The sequence below is a fragment of the Nocardia canadensis genome (assembly GCF_032656385.1).
In the GTDB taxonomy this organism is placed as follows: Bacteria; Actinomycetota; Actinomycetes; order Mycobacteriales; family Mycobacteriaceae; genus Nocardia; species Nocardia canadensis.
The window spans coordinates 1,751,011-1,771,771 of record NZ_JAVCWB010000008.1 but is presented as its reverse complement, the minus strand read 5'-3'; the positions used below and the strand labels follow the sequence as shown (position 1 = coordinate 1,771,771).

General features: G+C 70.0%; 22 protein-coding genes. 6 read left to right on the top strand and 16 right to left on the bottom strand.

Annotated elements, in window-relative coordinates; translation table 11 throughout:
- Window positions 1–29: 29 nt before the first annotated feature.
- A complete protein-coding gene (locus Q7X29_RS22080) occupies window positions 30–581 on the bottom strand; it encodes a winged helix-turn-helix transcriptional regulator (protein ID WP_316575251.1) in 552 nt (183 codons plus the stop codon).
- Between the two features lie 87 nt (window positions 582–668).
- Between Q7X29_RS22080 and Q7X29_RS22075 the strand changes: the two genes are divergently transcribed.
- From Q7X29_RS22075 to Q7X29_RS22065, 3 genes are read left to right on the top strand one after another with little or no spacing between them, the layout of a single operon-like run.
- Window positions 669–1,886, top strand: coding sequence for a pyridoxal phosphate-dependent aminotransferase (locus Q7X29_RS22075; RefSeq protein WP_305082661.1), 1,218 nt, complete (start codon window positions 669–671; stop codon window positions 1,884–1,886).
- 31 nt (window positions 1,887–1,917) lie between these two features.
- Window positions 1,918–2,706: a helix-turn-helix transcriptional regulator gene (locus Q7X29_RS22070; protein WP_316575250.1), complete on the top strand. Its 789-nt coding sequence runs from the start codon at window positions 1,918–1,920 to the stop codon at window positions 2,704–2,706.
- A 4-nt stretch (window positions 2,707–2,710) separates the two neighbouring features.
- Window positions 2,711–3,568, top strand: coding sequence for a sterol desaturase family protein (locus Q7X29_RS22065; protein WP_218719807.1), 858 nt, complete (start codon window positions 2,711–2,713; stop codon window positions 3,566–3,568).
- On the opposite strand, the gene Q7X29_RS22060 is transcribed toward Q7X29_RS22065, so the two are convergent.
- From Q7X29_RS22060 to Q7X29_RS22025, 8 genes are read right to left on the bottom strand one after another with little or no spacing between them, the layout of a single operon-like run.
- The gene (locus tag Q7X29_RS22060) at window positions 3,561–4,373 is read right to left on the bottom strand and encodes a carbohydrate ABC transporter permease (protein ID WP_218719806.1); all 813 of its coding nucleotides are present in this window, start codon (window positions 4,371–4,373) and stop codon (window positions 3,561–3,563) included. The two genes, Q7X29_RS22065 and Q7X29_RS22060, sit on opposite strands and share 8 nt — an antisense overlap.
- A complete protein-coding gene (locus Q7X29_RS22055; protein ID WP_316575249.1) occupies window positions 4,363–5,316 on the bottom strand; it encodes a carbohydrate ABC transporter permease in 954 nt (317 codons plus the stop codon). The genes Q7X29_RS22060 and Q7X29_RS22055 overlap by 11 nt, the downstream gene beginning before the upstream one ends.
- 1 nt (window position 5,317) lies before the next feature.
- On the bottom strand, window positions 5,318–6,175 hold the full coding sequence (locus Q7X29_RS22050) for a metallophosphoesterase (protein ID WP_218719804.1): 858 nt from the start codon (window positions 6,173–6,175) through the stop codon (window positions 5,318–5,320).
- On the bottom strand, window positions 6,172–7,539 hold the full coding sequence (locus Q7X29_RS22045; protein WP_316575248.1) for an ABC transporter substrate-binding protein: 1,368 nt from the start codon (window positions 7,537–7,539) through the stop codon (window positions 6,172–6,174). Before Q7X29_RS22045 ends, Q7X29_RS22050 begins: the two co-directional genes overlap by 4 nt.
- Window positions 7,540–7,572: 33 nt before the next feature.
- On the bottom strand, window positions 7,573–8,703 hold the full coding sequence (locus Q7X29_RS22040; RefSeq protein ID WP_316575247.1) for an ABC transporter ATP-binding protein: 1,131 nt from the start codon (window positions 8,701–8,703) through the stop codon (window positions 7,573–7,575).
- A 9-nt stretch (window positions 8,704–8,712) separates the two neighbouring features.
- A complete protein-coding gene (locus Q7X29_RS22035; protein ID WP_316575246.1) occupies window positions 8,713–9,579 on the bottom strand; it encodes an alpha/beta hydrolase family protein in 867 nt (288 codons plus the stop codon).
- The gene (locus Q7X29_RS22030) at window positions 9,579–10,103 is read right to left on the bottom strand and encodes a YiiD C-terminal domain-containing protein (RefSeq protein ID WP_218719800.1); all 525 of its coding nucleotides are present in this window, start codon (window positions 10,101–10,103) and stop codon (window positions 9,579–9,581) included. Before Q7X29_RS22030 ends, Q7X29_RS22035 begins: the two co-directional genes overlap by 1 nt.
- An 11-nt stretch (window positions 10,104–10,114) precedes the next feature.
- Window positions 10,115–11,275 (bottom strand): acyl-CoA dehydrogenase family protein, encoded by a 1,161-nt coding sequence (locus tag Q7X29_RS22025; protein ID WP_218719799.1) that lies wholly within the window; start codon window positions 11,273–11,275, stop codon window positions 10,115–10,117.
- 146 nt (window positions 11,276–11,421) lie between these two features.
- On the opposite strand from Q7X29_RS22025, the gene Q7X29_RS22020 reads away from it, so the two are divergent.
- Entirely contained in the window at window positions 11,422–12,357 is a 936-nt protein-coding gene (locus tag Q7X29_RS22020; protein ID WP_308248568.1) for a PDR/VanB family oxidoreductase, read from the top strand.
- A gap of 296 nt (window positions 12,358–12,653) precedes the next feature.
- A complete protein-coding gene (locus Q7X29_RS22015; RefSeq protein WP_316575245.1) occupies window positions 12,654–13,571 on the top strand; it encodes a DUF2797 domain-containing protein in 918 nt (305 codons plus the stop codon).
- A 125-nt stretch (window positions 13,572–13,696) separates the two neighbouring features.
- On the opposite strand, the gene Q7X29_RS22010 is transcribed toward Q7X29_RS22015, so the two are convergent.
- Window positions 13,697–14,923, bottom strand: coding sequence for a cytochrome P450 family protein (locus Q7X29_RS22010; protein ID WP_316575244.1), 1,227 nt, complete (start codon window positions 14,921–14,923; stop codon window positions 13,697–13,699).
- 153 nt (window positions 14,924–15,076) lie between these two features.
- On the opposite strand from Q7X29_RS22010, the gene Q7X29_RS22005 reads away from it, so the two are divergent.
- Complete coding sequence (locus tag Q7X29_RS22005; RefSeq protein WP_218719796.1) at window positions 15,077–15,538, top strand: PaaI family thioesterase; 462 nt, start codon at window positions 15,077–15,079, stop codon at window positions 15,536–15,538.
- Window positions 15,539–15,626: 88 nt separating this feature from the next.
- Here Q7X29_RS22005 and Q7X29_RS22000 read toward each other — a convergent pair whose 3' ends face one another.
- Genes Q7X29_RS22000 through Q7X29_RS21975 form a run of 6 tightly spaced genes read right to left on the bottom strand, consistent with a single transcriptional unit; the run spans window position 15,627 to window position 20,589 of the window.
- A complete protein-coding gene (locus Q7X29_RS22000) occupies window positions 15,627–16,469 on the bottom strand; it encodes an acyl-ACP desaturase (protein WP_316575243.1) in 843 nt (280 codons plus the stop codon).
- A gap of 3 nt (window positions 16,470–16,472) precedes the next feature.
- Window positions 16,473–17,306, bottom strand: coding sequence for an SAM-dependent methyltransferase (locus Q7X29_RS21995; protein WP_316575242.1), 834 nt, complete (start codon window positions 17,304–17,306; stop codon window positions 16,473–16,475).
- Entirely contained in the window at window positions 17,303–17,566 is a 264-nt protein-coding gene (locus Q7X29_RS21990) for an acyl carrier protein (protein ID WP_218719793.1), read from the bottom strand. The genes Q7X29_RS21995 and Q7X29_RS21990 overlap by 4 nt, the downstream gene beginning before the upstream one ends.
- Complete coding sequence (locus Q7X29_RS21985; RefSeq protein ID WP_218719792.1) at window positions 17,563–18,108, bottom strand: PaaI family thioesterase; 546 nt, start codon at window positions 18,106–18,108, stop codon at window positions 17,563–17,565. Before Q7X29_RS21985 ends, Q7X29_RS21990 begins: the two co-directional genes overlap by 4 nt.
- Window positions 18,108–18,896, bottom strand: coding sequence for a ferritin-like domain-containing protein (locus tag Q7X29_RS21980; protein WP_218719791.1), 789 nt, complete (start codon window positions 18,894–18,896; stop codon window positions 18,108–18,110). Before Q7X29_RS21980 ends, Q7X29_RS21985 begins: the two co-directional genes overlap by 1 nt.
- Before the next feature lie 40 nt (window positions 18,897–18,936).
- Complete coding sequence (locus Q7X29_RS21975) at window positions 18,937–20,589, bottom strand: AMP-binding protein (protein WP_316575241.1); 1,653 nt, start codon at window positions 20,587–20,589, stop codon at window positions 18,937–18,939.
- Window positions 20,590–20,761 lie beyond the last annotated feature (172 nt).

Below are 20,761 nucleotides of genomic sequence, written 5' to 3'. Positions count from 1 at the left end.
GTGCGGTCACGGATTTCCCGCTGATCCGGTCAGGCGGTCAGTGACCGGGCGCCGGTGGCGATCTCGGTGGCCTCGGCCAGCTCGAGCCGCAGTTCCCGGTCCGGTGCCGGGGCTGGTCCGTCGTGGTGGGTGACGCCGTCGGCGGTGATCACGTAGTGCAGCACGGTGTCGCCGATGTGGACCGTCACGGTGCCCGCCGGGACGATCTGGGCGACCGCGTGGCCCAGCGGCAGTGCCAGCCAGTGCGCGCGCACCGCGTCGGTCGGCTTGCGGTCGCCGAGGCGGGGTGTGCCCCACACCGACAGCGCGTCGAGCACCGGGCGCAGGGCCAGGCCCGCGTCGGTCAGCTCGTAGCTGGAGCGCATGCCGTTGCGGTGGTGGGTGATCATGCCCTCGCGCTCGAGATCCTTGAGCCGGGTGGCGAGCATGTCGGTGCTGATCCCGGGCAGGTCGGCGAACAGGTCGCTGTAGCGGCGCGGGCCCGCGCACAGTTCGCGGACCACGAGCAGGGTCCACCGGTCCCCGACGAGGTCGAGCGCGCGACTGACCGCGCAGTAGTGGTCGTAGCTTCGGCGTGGCACGTGTCCTACTCTAACCATAGACTTGGAAAAACCAAGTGAAATCTTGGAAATACCAAGTAGTGTGTGCGGCAACCACACTTCGGAGGGATGTTCATGCAGGTCAAGCAGTCCAGCAAGCTGTCGGGAGTGTCGTACGAGATCCGCGGCCCGGTCGCGGAGGAGGCGGCCCGGCTCGAGGCCGAGGGCCATCACGTCGTCAAGCTCAACACCGGCAACCCGTTGATCTTCGGCTTCGACGCGCCCCCGGATCTGTTGCAGGACATGGTCCGAACGCTGCCCACCTCCACCGGGTACAGCTCGTCGAAGGGCCTGCTCTCGGCCCGGCGCGCGGTGGTGCAGTACTACCAGACCCTCGGCGTCGACGACGTGAGCGTCGAGGAGGTCTTCCTCGGCAACGGTGTCTCCGAGCTGATCATGATGGCGATGACCGCGCTGCTCGAGAACGGCGACGAGGTCCTCGTCCCCGCCCCGGACTTCCCGCTGTGGACCGCCGCGACCGCCCTCAACGGCGGCACGCCGGTGCACTACCTGTGTGACGAGGGTGCCGACTGGTACCCCGACCTGGCCGACATCACGGCCAAGATCACCGACCGCACCCGCGCCATCGTGCTGATCAACCCGAACAACCCCACCGGCGCGGTGTACCCGCCGGAGGTGCTGCGCGAGATCCTCGAGATCGCCCGCAGGCACAATCTGGTCGTCTTCGCCGACGAGATCTACGACAAGATCTACTACGACGATCTCGAGCACACCGCCGTCGCCTCGCTCGCGCCCGATCTGCTGTGCCTGACCTTCTCCGGTCTGTCGAAGAACTACCGGGCCGCCGGACTGCGCTCGGGCTGGCTGGTGGTGTCGGGCCCCACCCAGCACGCCGCGAGCTACCTCGAGGGCCTGACGATGCTGGCCGGTCTGCGGCTGTGCGCGAATGTACCCGCGCAGCAGGCGATCCAGGCTGCTCTGGGTGGGCATCAGAGCATCTACGACCTCACCCTGCCCGGCGGGCGGCTGCGTGAGCAGCGCGACCGCGCCTGGGAAGCCCTCAACGCCATCCCCGGTGTGTCCTGCGTGAAACCGAAGGGCGCGCTGTACGCCTTCCCGCGCATCGACCTGGACATGTACCGCATCCACGACGACGAGAAGTTCGTGCTCGACCTGCTGCTGCAGGAGAAGCTGCACATCGTCCAGGGCACCGGCTTCAATTGGCCACGCCCCGACCACTTCCGGATCGTCACCCTGCCGCACGCCGACGAGCTCGAGGCCATCATCGAGCGCATCGGCCGCTTCCTGGCGACCTACCGGCAGTGACACCGGCCGGCTCCGGCGCCGGGTCCGTGGCGTGAGCGAGGTCGCCTGGCGCGGTGCCGGGGCGTTGATCCGGCCCGGCGTGCTCGCCTTCACCGGGACGATCGGCGGCACCCGCGCGCATGCCCACCATGCCGCGCAGATCATCGTGGCCGACGCGCCGGTAACCGTGCTCGACGGTGACGGCCGACCGCACACCGGGGCCGAGATCGTCATCCCGCCCGACACCGAACACCGCGTCGACACCGGCGGCGCGACCGGGATCGTGGTGTTCCTCGACCCCGATTCTCCGGCCGGTCGCGGTGCCGAACTCCGGGCGGCGACCGCCGGGTGGTGCGGTGGTCCCGCCCTGCGCGATCGCGCCCGGCCGATCACCTCGACGGCGGACTTCGTCGACGGACTGCTGGGCACGCTCGCGGCGGCGAGCGGCGGTGCCGTCTCCCCGCGGCATCCGGCGGTCGTGGCCGCGGTGGCCGCGCTGCCGGCGATGGTGGCGCGCGGGCCGGTGCGCACCGGGGAGGTCGCCGCCGTCGTCGGCCTGTCGGCCAGCCGGCTCACCCACCTGTTCACCGCCCAGGTCGGGCTGCCGCTGCGCCGCTACATCCTGTGGTTGCGGCTGATGAACGCCGTCGAGCTCGCGCGGGGTGGACAGGATCTGACCTCGATCGCGCACGCGACGGGTTTCGCCGACAGCGCGCATCTCACCCGCACGTGCCGGGAGATCTTCGGACTGCCGCCGTCGGCGCTGACCAGCGCCGTGGTCTGGGACGGTCGGGCCAGCCGAATCGTTCAAGCGTCCACGGGGGACCGGCGGCCAGGCTGAGGGCATGAACCTCGCTGTGCGCCGTCTCGCCCGCTACGGCTACGTCCCATTGATGCTGGTGGGGCTCAACGGAATCGGCATCGCCCTCGCCGCCGCCCATGCCCCGAAACCCTGGCTGCTGCTCGTGCTCGCCGTGGCGATCGCCACCTCGTTCGCGGTCGAACGGGTCATCCCGTACGAACCCGCCTGGAACGGACCCCAGGCCGACAGCGTCCGCGACCGGCTGCACGCTGTCGTGAACGAGACGCTGATCCTGGTCAGCGTGGCGGTGATCCCGCTGCTTGCCGCGATCGTGCCCGCCCCGGGGCTGTGGCCGGGCGATTGGCCGTTCGTGGTCCAGGTGGTCCTCGCCATCCTGATCGCGGACGCCGGAATCACGCTGGTGCACTGGGCCAGTCACAAGATCGGGGTGCTGTGGCGCTTCCACGCCGTGCACCACAGCGTCACCCGGTTCTACGGCCTCAACGGCCTGATGAAGCATCCGCTGCACCAGACCGCCGAGATGGCCGCCGGCGTGGCCCCGCTGATCGTGATCGGGCTGCCGGTCGACGTCGCCGCCGCGCTGGCCCTCGCCGTGGCCGTGCAGCTGCTGCTGCAACATTCCAACGCCGACTATCGCGTCGGTCCGCTGAAGTACGTGCTCGCCCTCAACGAGGGTCACCGCTTCCATCACCTCAAATGGGCCGGCGTCGGCGACGTCAACTTCGGCCTGTTCACCCTGCTCTGGGATCACCTGCTGCGCACCTACAGCTACGATCCGCGCCGCCGGTTCACCTCCGACCAGCTCGGCATGGCGGCACATCCCGACTATCCGGTCGGCTACTTGGATCAGCTGATCGCGCCCTTCCGCCGCCTCACTTGAGCCCCGACCGGACGAAGGCGTTGACGATGTGGCGCTGCAACACCAGATAGAGCAGCAGCACCGGCAGACAGGCCAGACTCGCCAGCGCCATCATCGGACCCCACTGGTCGCCCTCGGTGCCCATGAAACTGCGCAGACCGAGCTGGAGGACATCGTTGGATTGCCGCAGAACGACCGCGGGCCAGAAGTATTCGTTCCAGGCGTTGATGAACAGCAGGATGCCCAGCGCGGCCAGCGCGGGGCGCAGATTCGGCACCACCACCGTCCACAGGATGGCCCAGGAGGAACGGCCGTCGATCTTGGCCGCGGCGACGAGCTCCTTCGGGAAGGCGTTCATGTGCTGGCGCAACAGCAGCACCGCCAGCGCCGAGCACAGTGTCGGCAGCACGCAGCCGATCAACGTGTTGATCAGCCCCATCCGGTTGAGCAGGATGTAGTTGGGCAGCATGGTGACCTGGAACGGCACCAGCCAGACGCCGACGAACGCCAGATACATCAGCCGCTGCAGCGGGAAGGTGTACATCGCGAAGGCATAGGACGCCAGCAGCGCGATCAGCAGCTGACCGGCCGCGGACAGGATCGCCACGACGAAGGTGTTGACGATCAAGCCGGTGACGTCGACCTTCTGCGCCGCGTCGAGGTAGTTGTCGATCGACAACGGCCACGGCAGCGGCGACAGCGAGGTGACGTCCTGGGGCCTGCGCAGCGCGGTGGCGAACAGCCAATAGATGGGGAACACGCACACCAGCGCCGTCCCGGCGAGCAGCACATGGCTGCCCGCCAGGCGGAGACGGTCAATCATCATGAACGGCAACCTTTTCCGAGATCCAGACCAGCACGGCCGCCAGCGCGCCGAACCCGACGAACAACAGCACGCCCGCCGCCGCGCTCAGACCCGCGTCGAAGCTGTGGAACGCGTAGTCCCAGAGCAGGTAGTAGATGTTGGTCGTGGCCTGCGCCGGTCCGCCCTGGGTCATCGAGTCGATGAGCGGGAACGACAGTGTGGGACTGAGCAGCACGGTGGTGAGCACCAGGAACAGCAGCGTCGGCGACAGCAGTGGCAGGGTGATCCAGCGCCGGATCTGCCCCGGCGTCGCTCCGTCGACCTGCGCGGCCTCGCTGTAGTCGCCACTGATCCCGGCCAGTCCGGCCCACACCACCAGTACCGCGAAACCGAGCAGCTGCCAGCCGGTGATCAGCACGATCACCGCCTGCGCCGTCGAGGCGTCGTAGACCCAATTGCGGCCGGAATCGACCACCTGGTCGACGAATCCGGAGCCGGGATGCAGCAGCCAGCGCCACACCGCCGCCGCCGCGACCGGCGCGACCAGGAACGGGGCGAACACCAGCGCCTGATAGAACGTGCGGGCCCGGCCCTGCACCCGCCTGCTGGCCAGCGCGATCAGCACCGGCAGCAGCACCGTGAACGGCAGCAGGCCCAGGATCAGCGTCGCGGTGCGGCCCAGCGAGCCCCAGAACGCCGGAAGATCCAGCAGCCGGGAGTAATTGGCGGTACCGACCGCCTTCATCGGCGCGGTCGGCAGCAGATTCCACGACACGGTGGACAGCTGCACCGCCTGCACCAGCGGTTGGTAGGTGAACACCACCAGCAACACCACCGCCGGTGCCAGATACAGATAGGGCGCGATCAGGCGCAGCGCCGCGCGCCGGGTGAACCGGCGCGGACCCGCCGCGGGGGCGATGATCGCCGCCCGCGCCGGGTCCTGCCTGTCGTCGATGACGAACATGTCACCGCGTCCGTGCGGCGATCGCCGCCAGCTGTTCGAGCACCTCGGCCTCGGGCCGGTCGTAGACCGGGGTGGCCGGGGTCGCCTCGATCGCGGTGGCCAGCACCGTCGAACCGACGACATCGATCCGGCTGTACCCGAATCCGGCGAACCCGCGGTGCCTGCCCGCCGGGGGCATCGGATCGATCCGGTACGACAGCGCGGGCCCGATCCACACCGGGATCCCCGCGACCGCCGCGGCGGCCGTCAGATGGTTGTGCCCGCACAGGATCATCCGCACATCGGACCCCGCGAGGACCTCCGCCAGCCGGTCGGCGTCCTCGAGCTTGAGGAAGTCGACGGTGGCGATGGGCGACGGCAGGGGCGGATGGTGCAGCACCAGCACGGTGCCCCGGGGCGCGGGGGTGCGCAGCTGCACGCTCAGCCAGGCCAGCTGCTCGAGTTCGAGCCTGCCCTCGTGCCGCAGCGGCGTGGTGCTGTCCAACGCGATGATGCGCAGACCGGCGACCTCGACGATGCGGTCGTGGGGCAGCGTGGTGTCCACCGAGCCGGGAGCCAGGTCGAGCAGCTCCTCACCGAAGGCGCCACGTTCGTCGTGATTGCCCATGACGTAGACGATCTCGGCGCCGAGTTCGGCCGCGACCGGTTCGACGGCCGCCCGCAGCCGCCGGTACGCCTCGGGTGACCCGTTGTCGGACAGGTCACCCGAGAGCACCAGGGCGTCGACGTGCTGCCCGGCCTCGCGCAGGTGGGTGAGCACCCGGGTGAGGTTCGCGTCGGTGTCGACGACACCGTGGACGAGCTCACCGGCCGGGCGCAGGTGGGTATCGGTGAGCTGGACGATGGTCAGATCGCTCATGCGACCGGCAGGAGTTTGGTGCCCTCTGCCTGCGCAGCGGTCAACGTGGACTGCGGATCCTTGCCCTGGAACACGATGGCTTCGACGGCGTCCATCATGCCGTCGCGCATCTGCAGATAGTTGTTGCCCGGCATGGACACCCACGGCTCCATGTTCGCCAGCTGGGCGACGTTCGGCTTCAGCAGCGGATTCTTGGCGGCCCAGTCCTTGAGTCCGTCGGCCTGATCGAGCAGTCCGGTGCGCAGCGGCAGGTAGCCGATGTTCTGCGCGATCTTGATGTAGGACTCCTCGCTGGTGAGGAACTTGATCAGCTCCCAGGAGGCACGCTGTTTGGCCGGATCGTTGGACAGGATGTGCAGGCCCGCACCGGAATTCGTGGGCACGGCCGGCTTGCCCGCGAACGACGGCATCGGCGCCGACCGCAGGTCCCACTTGTCCTTGGCGCCGGTGACGAAGGTGCCCTGGATGGCGCTGGTCTCGAGGATCATGCCGATCTCGCCGCGCGCGAACGCCTCGTAGCCCTGCTTCTGGTTCAGCTTGGGCATGCTGCCCGTGTTCACCAGGTCCTGCGCCATCTTGGTCACCTCGACGACGGGCGCGGAGGCGTAGGTGAGGGTGCGGCGGTCCTCGGCGATGACCCGGCCGCCGTTGGAGCGCACCAGCGACTGGAAGCACCAGTCCTTGGCGGTCTTGGTCAGGCAGTCGATGTAGACACCGCCCTTGCCGGTGCGGTCGGCGATCTGCTTGGACGCGGTCGCGACCTCGGCCCAGGTGGCAGGCGGTGTGGCCGGATCCAGACCGGCCTCGGTGAACAGCGAGGCGTTCAGGTACAGCACGGGGGTGGAGAACACGAAGGGCACGCCGTAGGTGTGGCCGTCCCAGTCGTCGAGGACGCGGGCGCGCGGGGCGTAGGCGTGTCGGCCGTCGAAGTTCTCGGCCACCTCCTGCTTGCCGACGAGGGTGTCGAGCGGCTTGGCCTGCAGCTGGTGCACGGTGAAGTCCAGGTCGGAGAAGCCGAGCTGGGCGACGTCGGGCGGGGTGCCCGCGACCATCTGGTTCTGGATGCTGGAGATGGTGTCGGTGGCCGGGTTCGGGCTGTTGCCCTGCGGCTTCTGCGCGGTGACCTTGATGTTGGGGTACTTCTTGCCGAAGTCGGCGATCAGCGCGTTGAACGTGTCGGTCCAGGCGCCGGCGAGCCCGTAGTTGTAGGACTCGAACACGATCGAGACCTGCTGGTCGGGCTTCAGCTCCGGAATCTGCGCGGTCGTCGTGGTGTCCGAGGACACGGTGCCGCCCAGACCGCAGCCGCTCAGGGCGACGGCGGTGGTGAACACCACGCCCAAGATGGGCAGGGTGCGTTTCATGGTGGTTCTCCTCATCAATGGTTCGTGCGGTAGTCAGGGGACGGGCACGGCAGCCGCGTCCTGGCTGGGGATCGACTCCGGTTGCGGCGCCTGCCAGGTCAGGCGCAGGCCGGTGTCGGGATCGAACAGGTGGATGTCGGCGGGGTCGACCCGCACGGCGATGTCCTCGCCGACGCGCACCCCGGCCGGGCGCGGCGCGCGCACGCACAGGCTGGTGGTGCCCGCGTCGAGGTGCACCAGTTCCTCGCTGCCGAGGTTCTCGACCATCCGCACCCGGCCGCGGACGGCGCCGCCGGCGGGGTCGATGCGCAGGCGCTCCGGCCGGATACCCGCGATCACCGCGGTGGCGGTGTCGAGCTCGTCGGTGATGTCGAGCGCGGCGTCGACACCGTCGGCCGTCACGCGCAGGGCACCGGCGCGCGACTGGACGACCGCGGGGAACAGGTTCATCGGCGGCGAGCCGAGGAAACCGGCGACGAAGGTCGAGCGCGGCTGGTCGTAGAGCTCGGAGGGGGTGCCGCACTGTTCGACCCGGCCCTCGTTGAGCAGCGCGATGCGCGAGGCCATCGTCATCGCCTCGACCTGGTCGTGGGTGACGTAGAGGAACGTCGCGCCCAGTCGCTGGTGCAGGGCGATCAGTTCGGCGCGGGTCGCGCTGCGCAACTTGGCGTCCAGGTTCGACAGCGGCTCGTCCATCAGGAACGCGCCGGGATCGCGGACCATGGCGCGGGCCAGGGCGACGCGCTGGCGCTGGCCACCCGAGAGCGCGACCGGCTTGCGGTCGAGCAGCGCGGACAGCTCCAGGGTGGCCGAGACCTCGGCGACCCGCTGGGCGATCTCGGCGCGCGGCTTGCGCCGGGCCCGCAGCGGGAACCCGATGTTCTTGGCCACCGACAGGTGCGGGTAGAGCGCGTAGCTCTGGAACACCATCGCCAGGTCACGACGCTGCGGCGCCGCGTCGGTGACGTCGTTGCCGCCCACCAGGATGCGGCCCTCGCTCGGCTCCTCCAGCCCCGCGATCATCCGCAGCAGGGTGGACTTGCCGCAGCCACTGGGGCCGAGCAGCACCATGAATTCGCCGTCGGCGATGTCGAGGCTGACCTCGCGCACGGCGTAGTCGGTGTCGAACTTCTTCGACACCGCTTCGATCTGCAGTCGTGCCACGTCTCTCCTTCAGGCCGGCGCGGTGCCGGCGGTGATCCACTGCGACACGCCCGCCGCGATCGCGGGCGAGTCCTTGAGCCAGGTGAAGTGATCCAGGTGCTCGACCGCGGAGTTCTCGTCGAGGTGCCACTGGGTCACCGCGGCCGAGGGCATCCGCGAGACCAGGAAGTCGACATTGGACTTGGGGCCGAGCACGTCCTGGGACAGCGAGATCGCCAGCACCGGCAGGGTCATGTTCGCCAGCAGCGTGTTGTAGCGGCGCTTGCTGCCGCTGGGGCGGTAGTAGCTGGTCAGCGAGTGGATCGACCAGTCGACCATCACCCCGCCCGGCATCGGCGCCGGGATCAGCACGCCGCCGGGCCAGTGCCCCTTGATCCGCGACACCAGGCCGATCCACTGGATCTGGCTCAGTGCCTCGAACCAGCGGCGCGGGCCGAAGGCCCACCAGAACACGGTGCCGGTACCGATCACGGTGACCCCGGCGACGCGCTCGGGTTCGGCGGCGGCGAACAGCAGCGCGAGCTGGCCGCCCAGGCTGTGCCCGAACAGGTGCAGCGGCGCCTGCGGGAACCGCTCCTCGATCGCGGAAACGACGGCGGGCAGGTCGATCTCGAGCATTTCGCGGTAGCCGAAGTCGGTGTGCTCGCCGAGCGCGGGCTCGGCCTCGCCGTGGGCGCGCAGGTCGCAGGTCGCCACCGAGAGACCGGTGGCGTGCAGGGCCTTGGCCAGCGACTGGTAGTTGCGTGCCTTCATCGCCATGGCGGGCAGGATCAGCACCACCGGGGCGGTGGGGTCGTCGGCGGCCAGCCAGCGCACGGTGAAGCGCACGCCGTCGGCGGTGTCGACCGTGGTGGCGTCGGGCGTGGTCGTGGTCATCACTCGTCCGTTCCGGCGATGCGCACATCGCACACGTAGTCGAAGGTGAATTCGGCGGTGAGCACGTCGTTGTCGTCGAGCAGCTCGGCGCGGCCGGACAGCTCGAATCGGGCGGTCGCGGTCGCGGCCAGGACGGCGGCCAGGCCGTCGGGGTCCACGGTGGCGACGGCGCGGATGCGGCCGCGGGCCGGCTTGCGGTAGGCGGCGGTGCCGCCGCGCAGGACCAGCCGGTCGACCGTGAACAGCCGGTGCGCCGCCGCGCCCACGAACGCCGCGGCGCCGGCGATGTCGGCGGCGGTGAACAGCGCGCCCGCGTGCACGGTGCCCATGTGGTTGCACATCACCGGTTCGGCCGGGATCTCGACGACCGAACGGGCGGGGGAGATCTCGGTGATCCGGGTGCCGACGTGCGCGCCGAAGGGCACCAGGGCCTGCGAGGCGTCGCGCAGGTAGGCGTAGTCGACGGCCTCGGCGTCGAGGGCGGGGTAGGCGGCGCCGAATCCGGCGATGCTGCGGGTGGTCATGGGATGTCCTCTCAGCGCGATCCGCGCAGGACGCGCCGCGCGATCGACCCGCGCAGCACCTCCGACGGACCCTCGTAGATGCGGAAAGCCCTGGCTTCCACCAGGAATCGGGCCACCAGGTGGTCCTCACAGACGCCGAGGCCGCCGTGCAGCTGCACCGCGCGGTCGAGCACCCGCCAGACCGCCTCGGAGACGAAGGTCTTGGTGATCGAGGCCTCGTGGCGCGCCTGGGAGGAGGCGGCGCCGTGCTCGTCGATGGTGGCGGCGGTGGATCGGATCAGGCTGCGCGACGCCGCGATATCGATCTCGTTGTCGGCGATCAGGCCCTGGGCCAGACCGTGTTCGGCGATCGGTACCCCGAACGCGTGACGGCCGTTGATGTGCTCGGCGGTGAGCTGCTGGGCGCGCACGGCCAGGCCGAGCCAGTTCATGCAGAACACCAGGCGTGAGGGCGCGAGCCGGACCGCCGCCAGATCCAGGCCGCGGCCCACCGCGCCCAGGATCGCGGACTCGGGGACCTCGCAGTCGGCGAACTCGACCTCGCAGTGCCCGCCGGGCGCGCTGGTGTGGTCCAGTGTCGGCATCCGGCGGCCGACCTTCAGGCCGGGGTTGTCCTGGTCGACCAGGAACATGGTCGGGCCGTCGGTGGTGGAGGCGACGCAGATGGTGAACGCCGCGCCCTGCGCGCCGGTGGTGAAGTGCTTGCGGCCGTTGATGACCCAGCCGGTGTCGGTCTCCTCGGCGACGGTGGCCAGCATCCGCGGGTCCGATCCCGCGCCGGGCGCCGGTTCGGTCATGGCGATCGCCGAGCGGACCTCGCCGGAGGCCAGCGGGGCCAGATACCGTTCACGTTGTTCGGGATTCGCGACCTCGGCCAGCAGGTGGATGTTGCCGTCGTCGGGCGCCCAGGCGTTGACCGCGAGCGGGCCGAGCAGACTGGCGCCCGCGGCTTCGAGCACCTCGGCCTGCGCCCTGGTGTCGAGGCCGAGGCCGCCGTAGGCGGGATCCGAGAGCGGGCCGAAGACACCGGCCTCCTTGGCCTTCTTCTGCAGGTCGAGGCGGAGGGCGTCGTCGGTGACCCGGCCACCGACCACGACCTCGCGTTCCACCGGGATGACGTGGTCTTGCACGAACTGCCTGGTCTTGGCGACCAGTTCCGCCACTGGAGTCATGCCGTCAGTGTCGGGCGGGGTGCGCATCGGGCGGCGGGACGATAGTGAATGTCGATCGCGCCAATCGTCTCGCCGCGCCCACGGGGCGGACACGCCGGACGTCGAGCACGGTGAAACTCGACAACCATGCGGGCGAGGGGATGGCCATGACCGACGTGAGCGTGCGGGTGATCGAGCGCACCGACGAAGCCGACGCGGTATTCGCCCTGGTGCTCGCCGCGGCCGACGGTGGGGAACTGCCCGCCTGGACGCCGGGCGCGCATATCGACGTGGCGGCGGGCGCGGCCGGCCTGCGCCAGTACTCGCTGTGCGGCGACCCCGCGCAGCGCGACCGGTGGCGGATCGCGATTCTGCACGAGCCGAACGGCCGCGGCGGGTCCGCGCACCTGTTCCGGACCGCGCTGCCCGGCACCACTTTGTCGGTCTCTCTGCCGCGCAACAACTTCGAGCTGTCCGAGGCCCCGGAGTACACGTTCGTCGCTGGCGGTATCGGGATCACCCCGATCCTGCCGATGATCGCCGCCGCGCAGCGGGCAGGCGCGCGCTGGACGCTGCACTACGGCGCGCGCTCACGCACCCACATGGCCTTCGCCGAGGCGCTCACCGCGCGCTATCCGGCGGTGCGGCTGGTGCCCCAGGACGAGTCCGGCCTGCTGCCGGTGGCCGAGATCGTGGCCGAGCGGCCCGGCGCGACCGTGTACTGCTGTGGCCCGGAACCGCTGCTGGCCGCGGTCGAGGCGGAGGGACAGCGGCAGCGCGTCACAGTACGCACGGAACGCTTCGTCCCGCGACAGCTCGAGCCGGCCGGCGCCGACCAGGCCTTCGAGATCCAGCTGGCCCAGACCGGGCGGACGCTGCGGGTCGCCGCCGACCGCTCCATCGTCGACGTCCTGGAATCGGCGGGCGTCGCGGTCATCACCTCCTGCCGCGAAGGCACCTGCGGCAGCTGCGAGACCCCCGTGCTCGACGGCGAGGTGGACCACCGTGATTCCCTGCTCACCGCCGAGGAGCGCGACAGCGGCAAGACGATGATGCTGTGCGTCTCCCGCGCCCGCTCGGAGGTCCTTGTCCTCGACCTGTGAGCTCGGGAGCCCGGGTGGGCCTCGTGCGTGGGGATCGATCCCGAACGAGCGAGTCCGGTCGCTGTCCGCGCGGGCACAGGCAAGGCACGGGCCGACCACTGACAGCTACGGCGCAACAGTCGCCGATCACCGCGTCCGGTGGGTCGACCCGGTCTGCCGGATCGAATTCGACGTGGTGCGGGGCCGACAGCGCGCGCCGAGGCTGTGCGATCGCACCGAACCTCGCCGATCCCCGCCTGCTGGGCGATCTGTCCTCCCGTCGACCGAACACCGGGCGCGTTCAGTAGATTCGACCGATGACCGCGACCTCCACCGCCCTGTATTGCGGGACCCACTGGGATGAGCAGGGCCGGTGGTTCTACGAGGTGATCCGCGAGGACGGCAGTACCGAGCTGCTGCCGGGAATCGGGACGCGGTTGGCGTTCCGGCTCGCCGGGGCCGGGCGGTTCTGTCTCGGGTACCACGGGTTCGGCGCCGGGCGCAGGGGGCGTCAAGCGTGCCCGAGCCGGGCCCGGGTCGACAGCGGAAAGCAGTGCGCGCAATGCCGGGTCACCGAGGGGTGGTCGGTGGTGCACAGCCATCGTGGTCCGCTCACGGCCTTGCCCGAGCAGGTGCGCGGGTATGTCGCGCAGCCCCATCACCTCTACATCGCCTACTTCGGCGACGGGATGACCAAGGTCGGGACCGCGTCGGCGGTACGGCGGCAGCGGCGGCTCTTCGAGCAGGGTGCGCTGGTGGCCCGCTTCATCACCGATTCGCCGGATGGGCTGCATGTGCGTGAGCTAGAGCGGGTCGTCTCGGAACGGGCGGGGCTGCGGCAGGCGGTCGCCGGTGTCACCAAGACCCGCATCCTGACCAAGCCGCTGCGGCCGTGGTCGGCGCTGGAGGCCGCCGTCGCCGACGCGGCCGACCACGCGGCGAGCACCCTGCCCGACGACATCGCCCGCACCGACACCGCGTGGTCCGGCGGGCGGGACTTCTACGCCACCATCCTCGAGCGTGGGCGCTACCCGGAGGCCATCGTATTCACCGAGGACGCCGGCGAATACGTCCTCGACGCCGTCACCGCCCACGGCCACACCATCGCTTGCGCCGACGACACCGGGTCCGGTGAACTCGTGCTCGTCAACGACTCCCGGCTCATCGGCCGCCGCATCGAACTCGACGCCACGATCACCGCGGTGACCGCGCCTGCCCAGACCAGCCTGTTCTGACCTGGTCCGGATCAGGTGGCGCAACCCTGGGCGGGGTCGGCGGACGCCGAGGCGGCGCCGGGCAGGCGAGCAGCTCGACGATCCGATCGACTCCCGACGGTACGCCGGTCTGGGTGACCGGGGTCTCAGCGCACGTGCACCGGCAGTTCGAGCAGGCCGCGGATGAGGGTGCTGGTCTGCCAGTGGCCGGTGCCGGCGACCTCGGCCAGGCGCAGGTCGGGGAAGCGGCGGAGCAGGGCGGTGAAGGCGACCTCGGCCTCCAGGCGGGCCAGGGGAGCACCGACGCAGAAGTGGATGCCGTGGCCGAAGGCCAGATGGCCGGAGGGGTGGCCGTCGGTGGTGAGCGCGTCGGGGTCGGTGAAACGGGCCGGGTCGCGGTTGGCGGCGGCCAGCGCGACGTAGACGAGTTCGCCCGCGGGAATCTCGGTATCGCCCAGGGTGACCGGTTCGGCGGTGTAGCGGACGGTGGCCATGTCGACCGGGCCGTCGAAGCGCAGGAACTCCTCGATCGCGGCGGGGATGCCGGCGGGGTCGGCGCCCAGGGCCCGCCACTGCGCGGGGCGGCGCAGCAGCGCGTTGACGCCGTTGCCGATGAGATTGACGGTGGTCTCGTGCCCGGCGACCAGGAGCAGGAACGCCATCGACACCAGCTCGCGATCGGTGAGGCGGTCGCCGTCGTCGTCGGCCAGGACCAGCTGGGAGAGCAGGTCGTCGGCGGGCTCGGACTGCTTGGCGCGCACCAGGTTCGCCAGATAGGCGACCATCGCGGCCGAGGCCGCGGGGCGTTCGTCGTCCTCGCCTTCGCCGACGACGGTGACCAGGGCCCTGGTCCAGGTCTGGAAGTCGTCGCGATCGGCGTAGGGCACGCCGAGCAGTTCGCAGATCACCGTCACCGGTAGCGGATTGGCGAATTCGTCCATCAGGTCGACCTGTTCGCGCTCGGCCATCGCGTCCAGCAGCGACTCGGTGATCTGCTCGATCCGCGGGCGCAACGCCGCGACCCGCTTGGCGGTGAAGGCCTTGTTGACCAGTTTGCGCAGCCGCGTGTGCGCGGGCGGATCGGTGCTGAGCATGTGGCTCAGCAGCGCGACGACGTTCGGATCGCTCGGGGTCGACCCGCGCTTGTCGTGCACGATCTCGTCGATCCGGACGATGTCCTTGCGCAGCCGTGGATCGGCCAGTGCCATCCGTGCTTCGGCGTAGCCGATGACCACCCAGCGCACGACGTCGTCGGGGAAGCGGACCCGATGGACCGGGCCACCTGCGCGCCAGCGCCGGTAGTGCGCGTGCGGATCGTCGAAGAAGTCGGCCTCGATGGACTCGACGCGGGCAGCAGCGGTGGTGTCGGCCATCTGCCCGACGGTACCCGCGCCGGGTCGACGACTCACCGGCCTCGGGTGATCCCGATCAGCCGATCGGAGCTGGAAATGGAATGTCCTGTGGCAAGACGGAATTCACCGAGCGCTGATCGAATGGCGGAGGAATCGTCCGCAGGGAGGAAAACCATGACCACCACCGAAATCGACGCGACCGCCGACCGGCGGGTCGCCGAATTGACCGCGGTCTTCGAGCGCGGGCTGCAGGAGAAGCTGGGCGTCGGCGATTCGCTGGGAATTCGGCTGGAAAGCGCGTCCAAGGGCCGTACCCGCTACTACCTCGACCCGAATCCGGCGACCATCAACGCGATGTTCACGGTGCACGGCGGCGTGCTGGCCACGCTCATGGACACCGCCATGGGCAGCGCGGTGTTCACCGAACTCGGCGACGGCGTCGCCTACACCACGCTCGAACTGAAGGTGAACTTCATCCGCGCGGTGACCCTGGACGGCAGCAGGCTCACCTGCGAGGCCACCGCCGTGCACGTCGGCAGGCGGACCGCGACCGCCGAAGGTCGCATCACCGACGCGGCGGGCAAGCTGATCGCGCACGGCACCACCACGATTCTCGTGCTGGCGCAGGGCAACTGACGGCTCAGGGCCGATCGGCGAAGAGAACCGGCCTTGCGCGGATCATCGCGCGCAAGGCCGGTTCTCTTCGGTCCGGGCCAGGGCCGGTTCAGGCCAGGGTGCGGCAACCCTCGACGAAGGCGATCAACTCGTCGACCGGCTCGGTGCGGGCATCGACCGCGCGGTCGATCACCTTCACCAGATGTTCGTAGGCGGCGGTGTGGTCGTAGTCGGCGACATCGGCGATCCGCAGCGCCCACCGCCAATAGCCGCGCAGCGTGTCCGACAGCGGCATCCGGAAGTTGGCGACGACATCGCGGATCGGCTCGACCACCGCGTCACCGTCGTGGCGCAGATACCGGGTCACCACCTCGGCCATGAAGCTGAAATGCCGTGCCTCGTCGCGCGACAACCGGGTGAGCACCGCGGCCAGGACCGGGTCGGCGACCACGTCGCGCAACTGCTGGTAGTACATCTGCGTCGCCTTCTCCTGCACCAAGGCGTAGGCGAAGAACTGAACGGGGTGGTCGTAGGGCAGGTCGAACGGCTTGTGGCCCTCGATCGCCAGTTCCGACCGCAGGGTGTCGCGGTCGGCGATGCCGGCCGCCTCCTGGTAGCGGGTCAGCGCCCTGGCATGGGTGTCCTCCTCGAGGGCCCAGCGCACCGTGAAGTGGTAGAGCTCCCGATTGTGCTCGAAGGTCGGCAGATCCACGCTGTCGTCGACGGGGAAATGCCGGTGGTAGACGTCGAAGTAGCCGGGCAGGTGGTCTTCGATCAGGGTGACGAACTGGACCGCGGAGCGCTGACCCTCGGTGAGCCTGCCCGCGTCGGCGGCGGCCCAGTCGACGGCGGTCTCCACATCCCAGGCACGGGTCGCCGGGGACGCGGCCAGAAAGCCGTCGACCGCGGCGACCAGGTCCCGCACGGGCAACAGCCCCGGTGTGGTGATCATGTCCTACCTGGCATTCCGGCAGACCAGCGCGTAGTGCTTGGTGGTGTAACCCCAGCCCGCGTTGGCGATCTCGAGATAGTGGCGCAGCTTGGCGGCCAGGCCGGGGCCGTGCGCGTCGATGCGCGCGGCGGCGGCGTCGACATTGCCGATCCAATCCTCGATGGTGCGTCGGTAGTGGTCGGTCAGGTCATCGACCGAGATCACCGAGAAGCCGGCGTTCTCGGCGGCGGCGATCAGCTCCGACAGCGGCCGCAGTTCACCGAAGCCGAAGATGTCCTCGCGGACGAAGCCGGTGCCGTCGCGATCGTCGAACGCGCTGCGGGTGGCCGCATTACGGAAGCAGCTCTCCGAGACGTAGAGCGTGCCGCCGCGGCGCAGCACGCCCCGCGCGCGGCGGAACACCTCGTCGGGATCGGGCATGTGCACGATCGACCCCAGCAGTGTGACGGCGTCGAAGGAGCGGGCGGGCAGGTCGAGCTGCTCGAAGTGCCCGACCCGGGTGCGCACCAGATCGGCCACGCCGCGCGCGGCCGCCTGCTCGGCGATGTAGTCGTGCTGACGCGGCGCCGGGCTGACCCCGAGCGTGCGGCAGCCCAGCTCGCTCGCCATGTACAGGATCAGCGAACCCCAGCCGCATCCCACATCGAGCAGCTGCTCGCCGCCGCGCAGACCGAGCCGCTCGGCGACGAAGCGCAGCTTGTTGCGCTGCGCCAGCTCCAGGGTGTCGCTGTCGGATGTGTAGAGCGCGGAGCTGTACTTGCGCAGCGGGTCGAGGAACTGCCCGAAGATGTCCGGGTCGAGATCGTAGTGCTGATTGGTATCGGCGACGACGGTCATGCGGCCGCCTCGGCCACGGACCGTTCGACCACCGCGGTCACCTCGGCCAGGGTGGACATCCCGAAGACGTCGGCGTCGTCGAGTTCGATGTCGAAGGTGCGCTCGATGCGGGCGATCATCCGCAGCACCCGCACCGAGTCCACGCCCGCCATGGCGCGCAGGTCGGCGTCGGGGGTCAGCTCGGCGGCGGTCAGGCCGGTCTCGGTGATCGCGATCTCGGTGACCGTGCGCAGGATGGTGTCGGCAGAGGTGGTGGTCATGGCCGGGCTCCGTTCGGGGAGAGGGTGTTCGCCGTGGACAGGGCGTGGTCGAGCAGGGCGACTTCGTCGTCGTCGAGGGTGAGCTGGTCGCGGACGGCATGCAGATCGAACGGCTGATAGCTGGCCGTCGAGGTCGCGCACACCGCGCCGTTCGCGTCGAGGATCTCGGCGTGCGCGGGGATCGGGCCGTCGGCCCGCGCGGGCGGCAGCGTTGCCACACAGCGGTATTCGCGGTCGATCAGCAGGGGAGTGAGGAAGCGGGTGCGTTGGGAGACGGTGAAGGCGGGGACCCGACGGGCCAGCACGATCAGGTTGCCCATCACCTCGTCGCACACGACGCCGATCAGGCCGCCGTGCACCACGCCGGGATAGGACTCGAACGCGCGCCCGAGCCGGAAGGCGGCTTCCAGCGCGCCGTCGGCGCGCGGGGTGAAGCTCAGACGCAGCCCGGTGGCGTTGTGCGGGGAACAGCCGAAGCAGTGATAGTCGGGGATCACCGACCACGGCACCTCGACGGCGTCGGGCCGTTCGCCTGCGGTCATCACGCGATGGCGTCGGCGAGGGCGCGGCGCACCTTCGCGTTGCTGGACAGGTCGAGGCCGGTGATGCCGGCGAAGGTGCGGCGCACTTTGTCGTGCAGGACCTCCAGCTCGCCCTCGGCGGCGACCTGCTCGAGGAACAGCTCGAAACCGGTGTCGATGGTCTCGTGGTCGCCGAGCTCGGCGATGCCGGCCTTGAAGGTGCTCACCGGGTGCTTGATCTTGGCCTCGGAGCTGTAGACGTAGAGCGTCTCGAGCACCGACGGCAGCTCGTCGGGCCGCCGCTTCAGCCGTTCGGTGGTGTAGTGGATGAACTCCCGGGCGTGCCCGGCTTCGTCGCGACTGGCGTTGAGCAGCAACGTCTTCAGCACCGGCTCGGCCACCCAGCTCGACACCGCGCGGTACACGTGGTTGACGGTGAGCTCGGAGATGATGTTGGTGGCCAGCGTCGCCGAGGGCGTGCTGCCCGGCGCGTACGGCTCGCGCATCGCGTCCACCGCGCGGTCGTCGACGTCCTCGCCGATGGCGCCCAGCCAGGAGCGGAAGGCGTAGTGGTGCTGCACCTCCTGGTAGCCCCACACCACCGCGAAGGTGGAGAAGTCGTAGTCGTCGACGAACTCGTCGAGGAAACCGTGCACGGCCGCGATGACATTGGACTCGCCCATCGCCGCGCTCTTGGCGAGGGTGATGTACTCCGGGCGGACCAGCGTCGGGTCGACGGCGGCCAGGTCGAGGTCGCTCAGTTTCCAGTGCAGCCGTTCGTAGTGGCGGAAGATGTCGAAGCTGTGCACTAGGCACTCCCATTCGATCGCAGGGGCGAGCGGCGCGGCGTCATCGCCGGCCGATCAGGTCGCGGGCGGCCAGCCGCTGGAGCTTGCCGCTACTGGTGCGGGGGATGCTGCGCGGCGCGACGAGATGCACCCGCACGGCGGAGAGTCCGAGCTCGGCGGCGACGGCGGCGACGATGGCCGCGGCCAGCGCCTCGGCCTCGGCGCCGGTGCGTTCGGTCTCGGCGATCAGCGCGATCACGTCGTCGCCGTCGGGCTCGACGGCCGCGGTGCAGCGGCCCTGATGGATGCCGTCGAGATCGCGGACCGCGGCCTCGACGTCCTGGGCGTAGTAGTTCACCCCGCGCACGGTGATCATGTCCTTGCAGCGTCCGGTGACGAACAGTTCGCCGTCGCGGCGGTAGCCGAGATCGCCGGTGCGCAACCAGCCGTCGACGAAACCATCGACGACCGCGTCGGGGTCGACGGCGAGATAGCCACCGGTGACGGGCGCGCCCTCGATCAGGATCTCGCCGACCCGGCCGTCGGGCAGGTCGGCGCCGGTGTCGAGGTCGACGATCCGGAGCGCGATCCCCTCGACCGCCGAACCGACGGAGGCGACCGCCCGCGCGCCGTCCTCGCCGCGCGAGACCGGCTCGGCGACAGCGGCATCCGAGAGCCGGGCGCGGTCGACCCACTCGAAGCGCGGCTCGCGCAGCAGCGGCGGGAAGGCGACGGCCAGGGTGGCCTCGGCCATGCCGTACACGCCGAACATCGTCGACGGCGCGAAGCCGGCGGGCGCGAACCGTTCGCAGAACGCGGTGACCACCGATTCCGAGATCGGCTCGGCGCCGTTGAACGCGATGCGCCAGTGGCTCAGGTCGTAGTCGGTGACCTGCTCGGGACCGATCGCGCCGAGCAGTGCCTCGTAGCCGAAGTTGGGCATGGCGGTGATCGTGGTCGCGGTCGAGGCGAACTCGCTCAGCCAGCGCGCCGGGTCCTTGACGAAGGCCAGCGGGGACCAGACGTGGGCGGGGATCCCGCGCAGCACCGCCGACAAGGTGCCGAACAGGCCCATGTCGTGGAACAGCGGCAGCCAGAAGCCACCCTGGTCGTCGAGGCTCAGGTCGATGCCGGTGCGGATCGCGGCCAGCCCGCCCACCACATTGGCGTGGGTGAGCCGCACGCCCTTGGGCAGCGCGGTGCTGCCGGAGGTGAACTGCACGATCGCCAGGTCGTCGGGTCCGTGCTCGGGCAGCGTGTCCGGGTCGGCGACGACATCGGTGACCAGGTCGGTGGTGTCGACGAACTCGACGCCGATGTCGCCGATCAGCGGGATCATCGAGGCGAAGCGCGGTGAGACCAGCACGGTGCGCATGCCGGCGGCGGCGGTGATCGCGGCCAGCTTGGCCGGGTAGGCGGCCGTGGCGCGGGCACCCGCGGGCAGTGGCAGCGGCGTGGCCGCCCCGCCCGCCGCGGCGATGCCGAACAGCGAGACCAGGAACTCGGGGGCGTTGGGACTGAGCACGCCGACCGGCTCGCCGCGCCCGATCCCGCGCCGGACCAGCGCCGTGGCCGTGGTCTGCGCGCGCAGTCGCAGCTCGGCGTAGCCGACCCGCTCCGACACCGACCAGAACGTCGCGGGCACCTGCGGATGCGCGGCGGCGACGCCGGCCAGCAGCGTGGTGAGCGTTTCACCCGAACGCGAGGAATTCATGCCGGAAACGACAACAGTGCCATATGAAATCGCGCTGAACGAATTCCGAAATACGCGCGCCGATAATGACCGCCGATCGTTCAATTGCACTGCCCGATAAAGATATTCGGCTATCGCCCGATCGGAGCAGACAATACTGCACGAATTCGCGGTGGCCCGGCGGCGACGATGG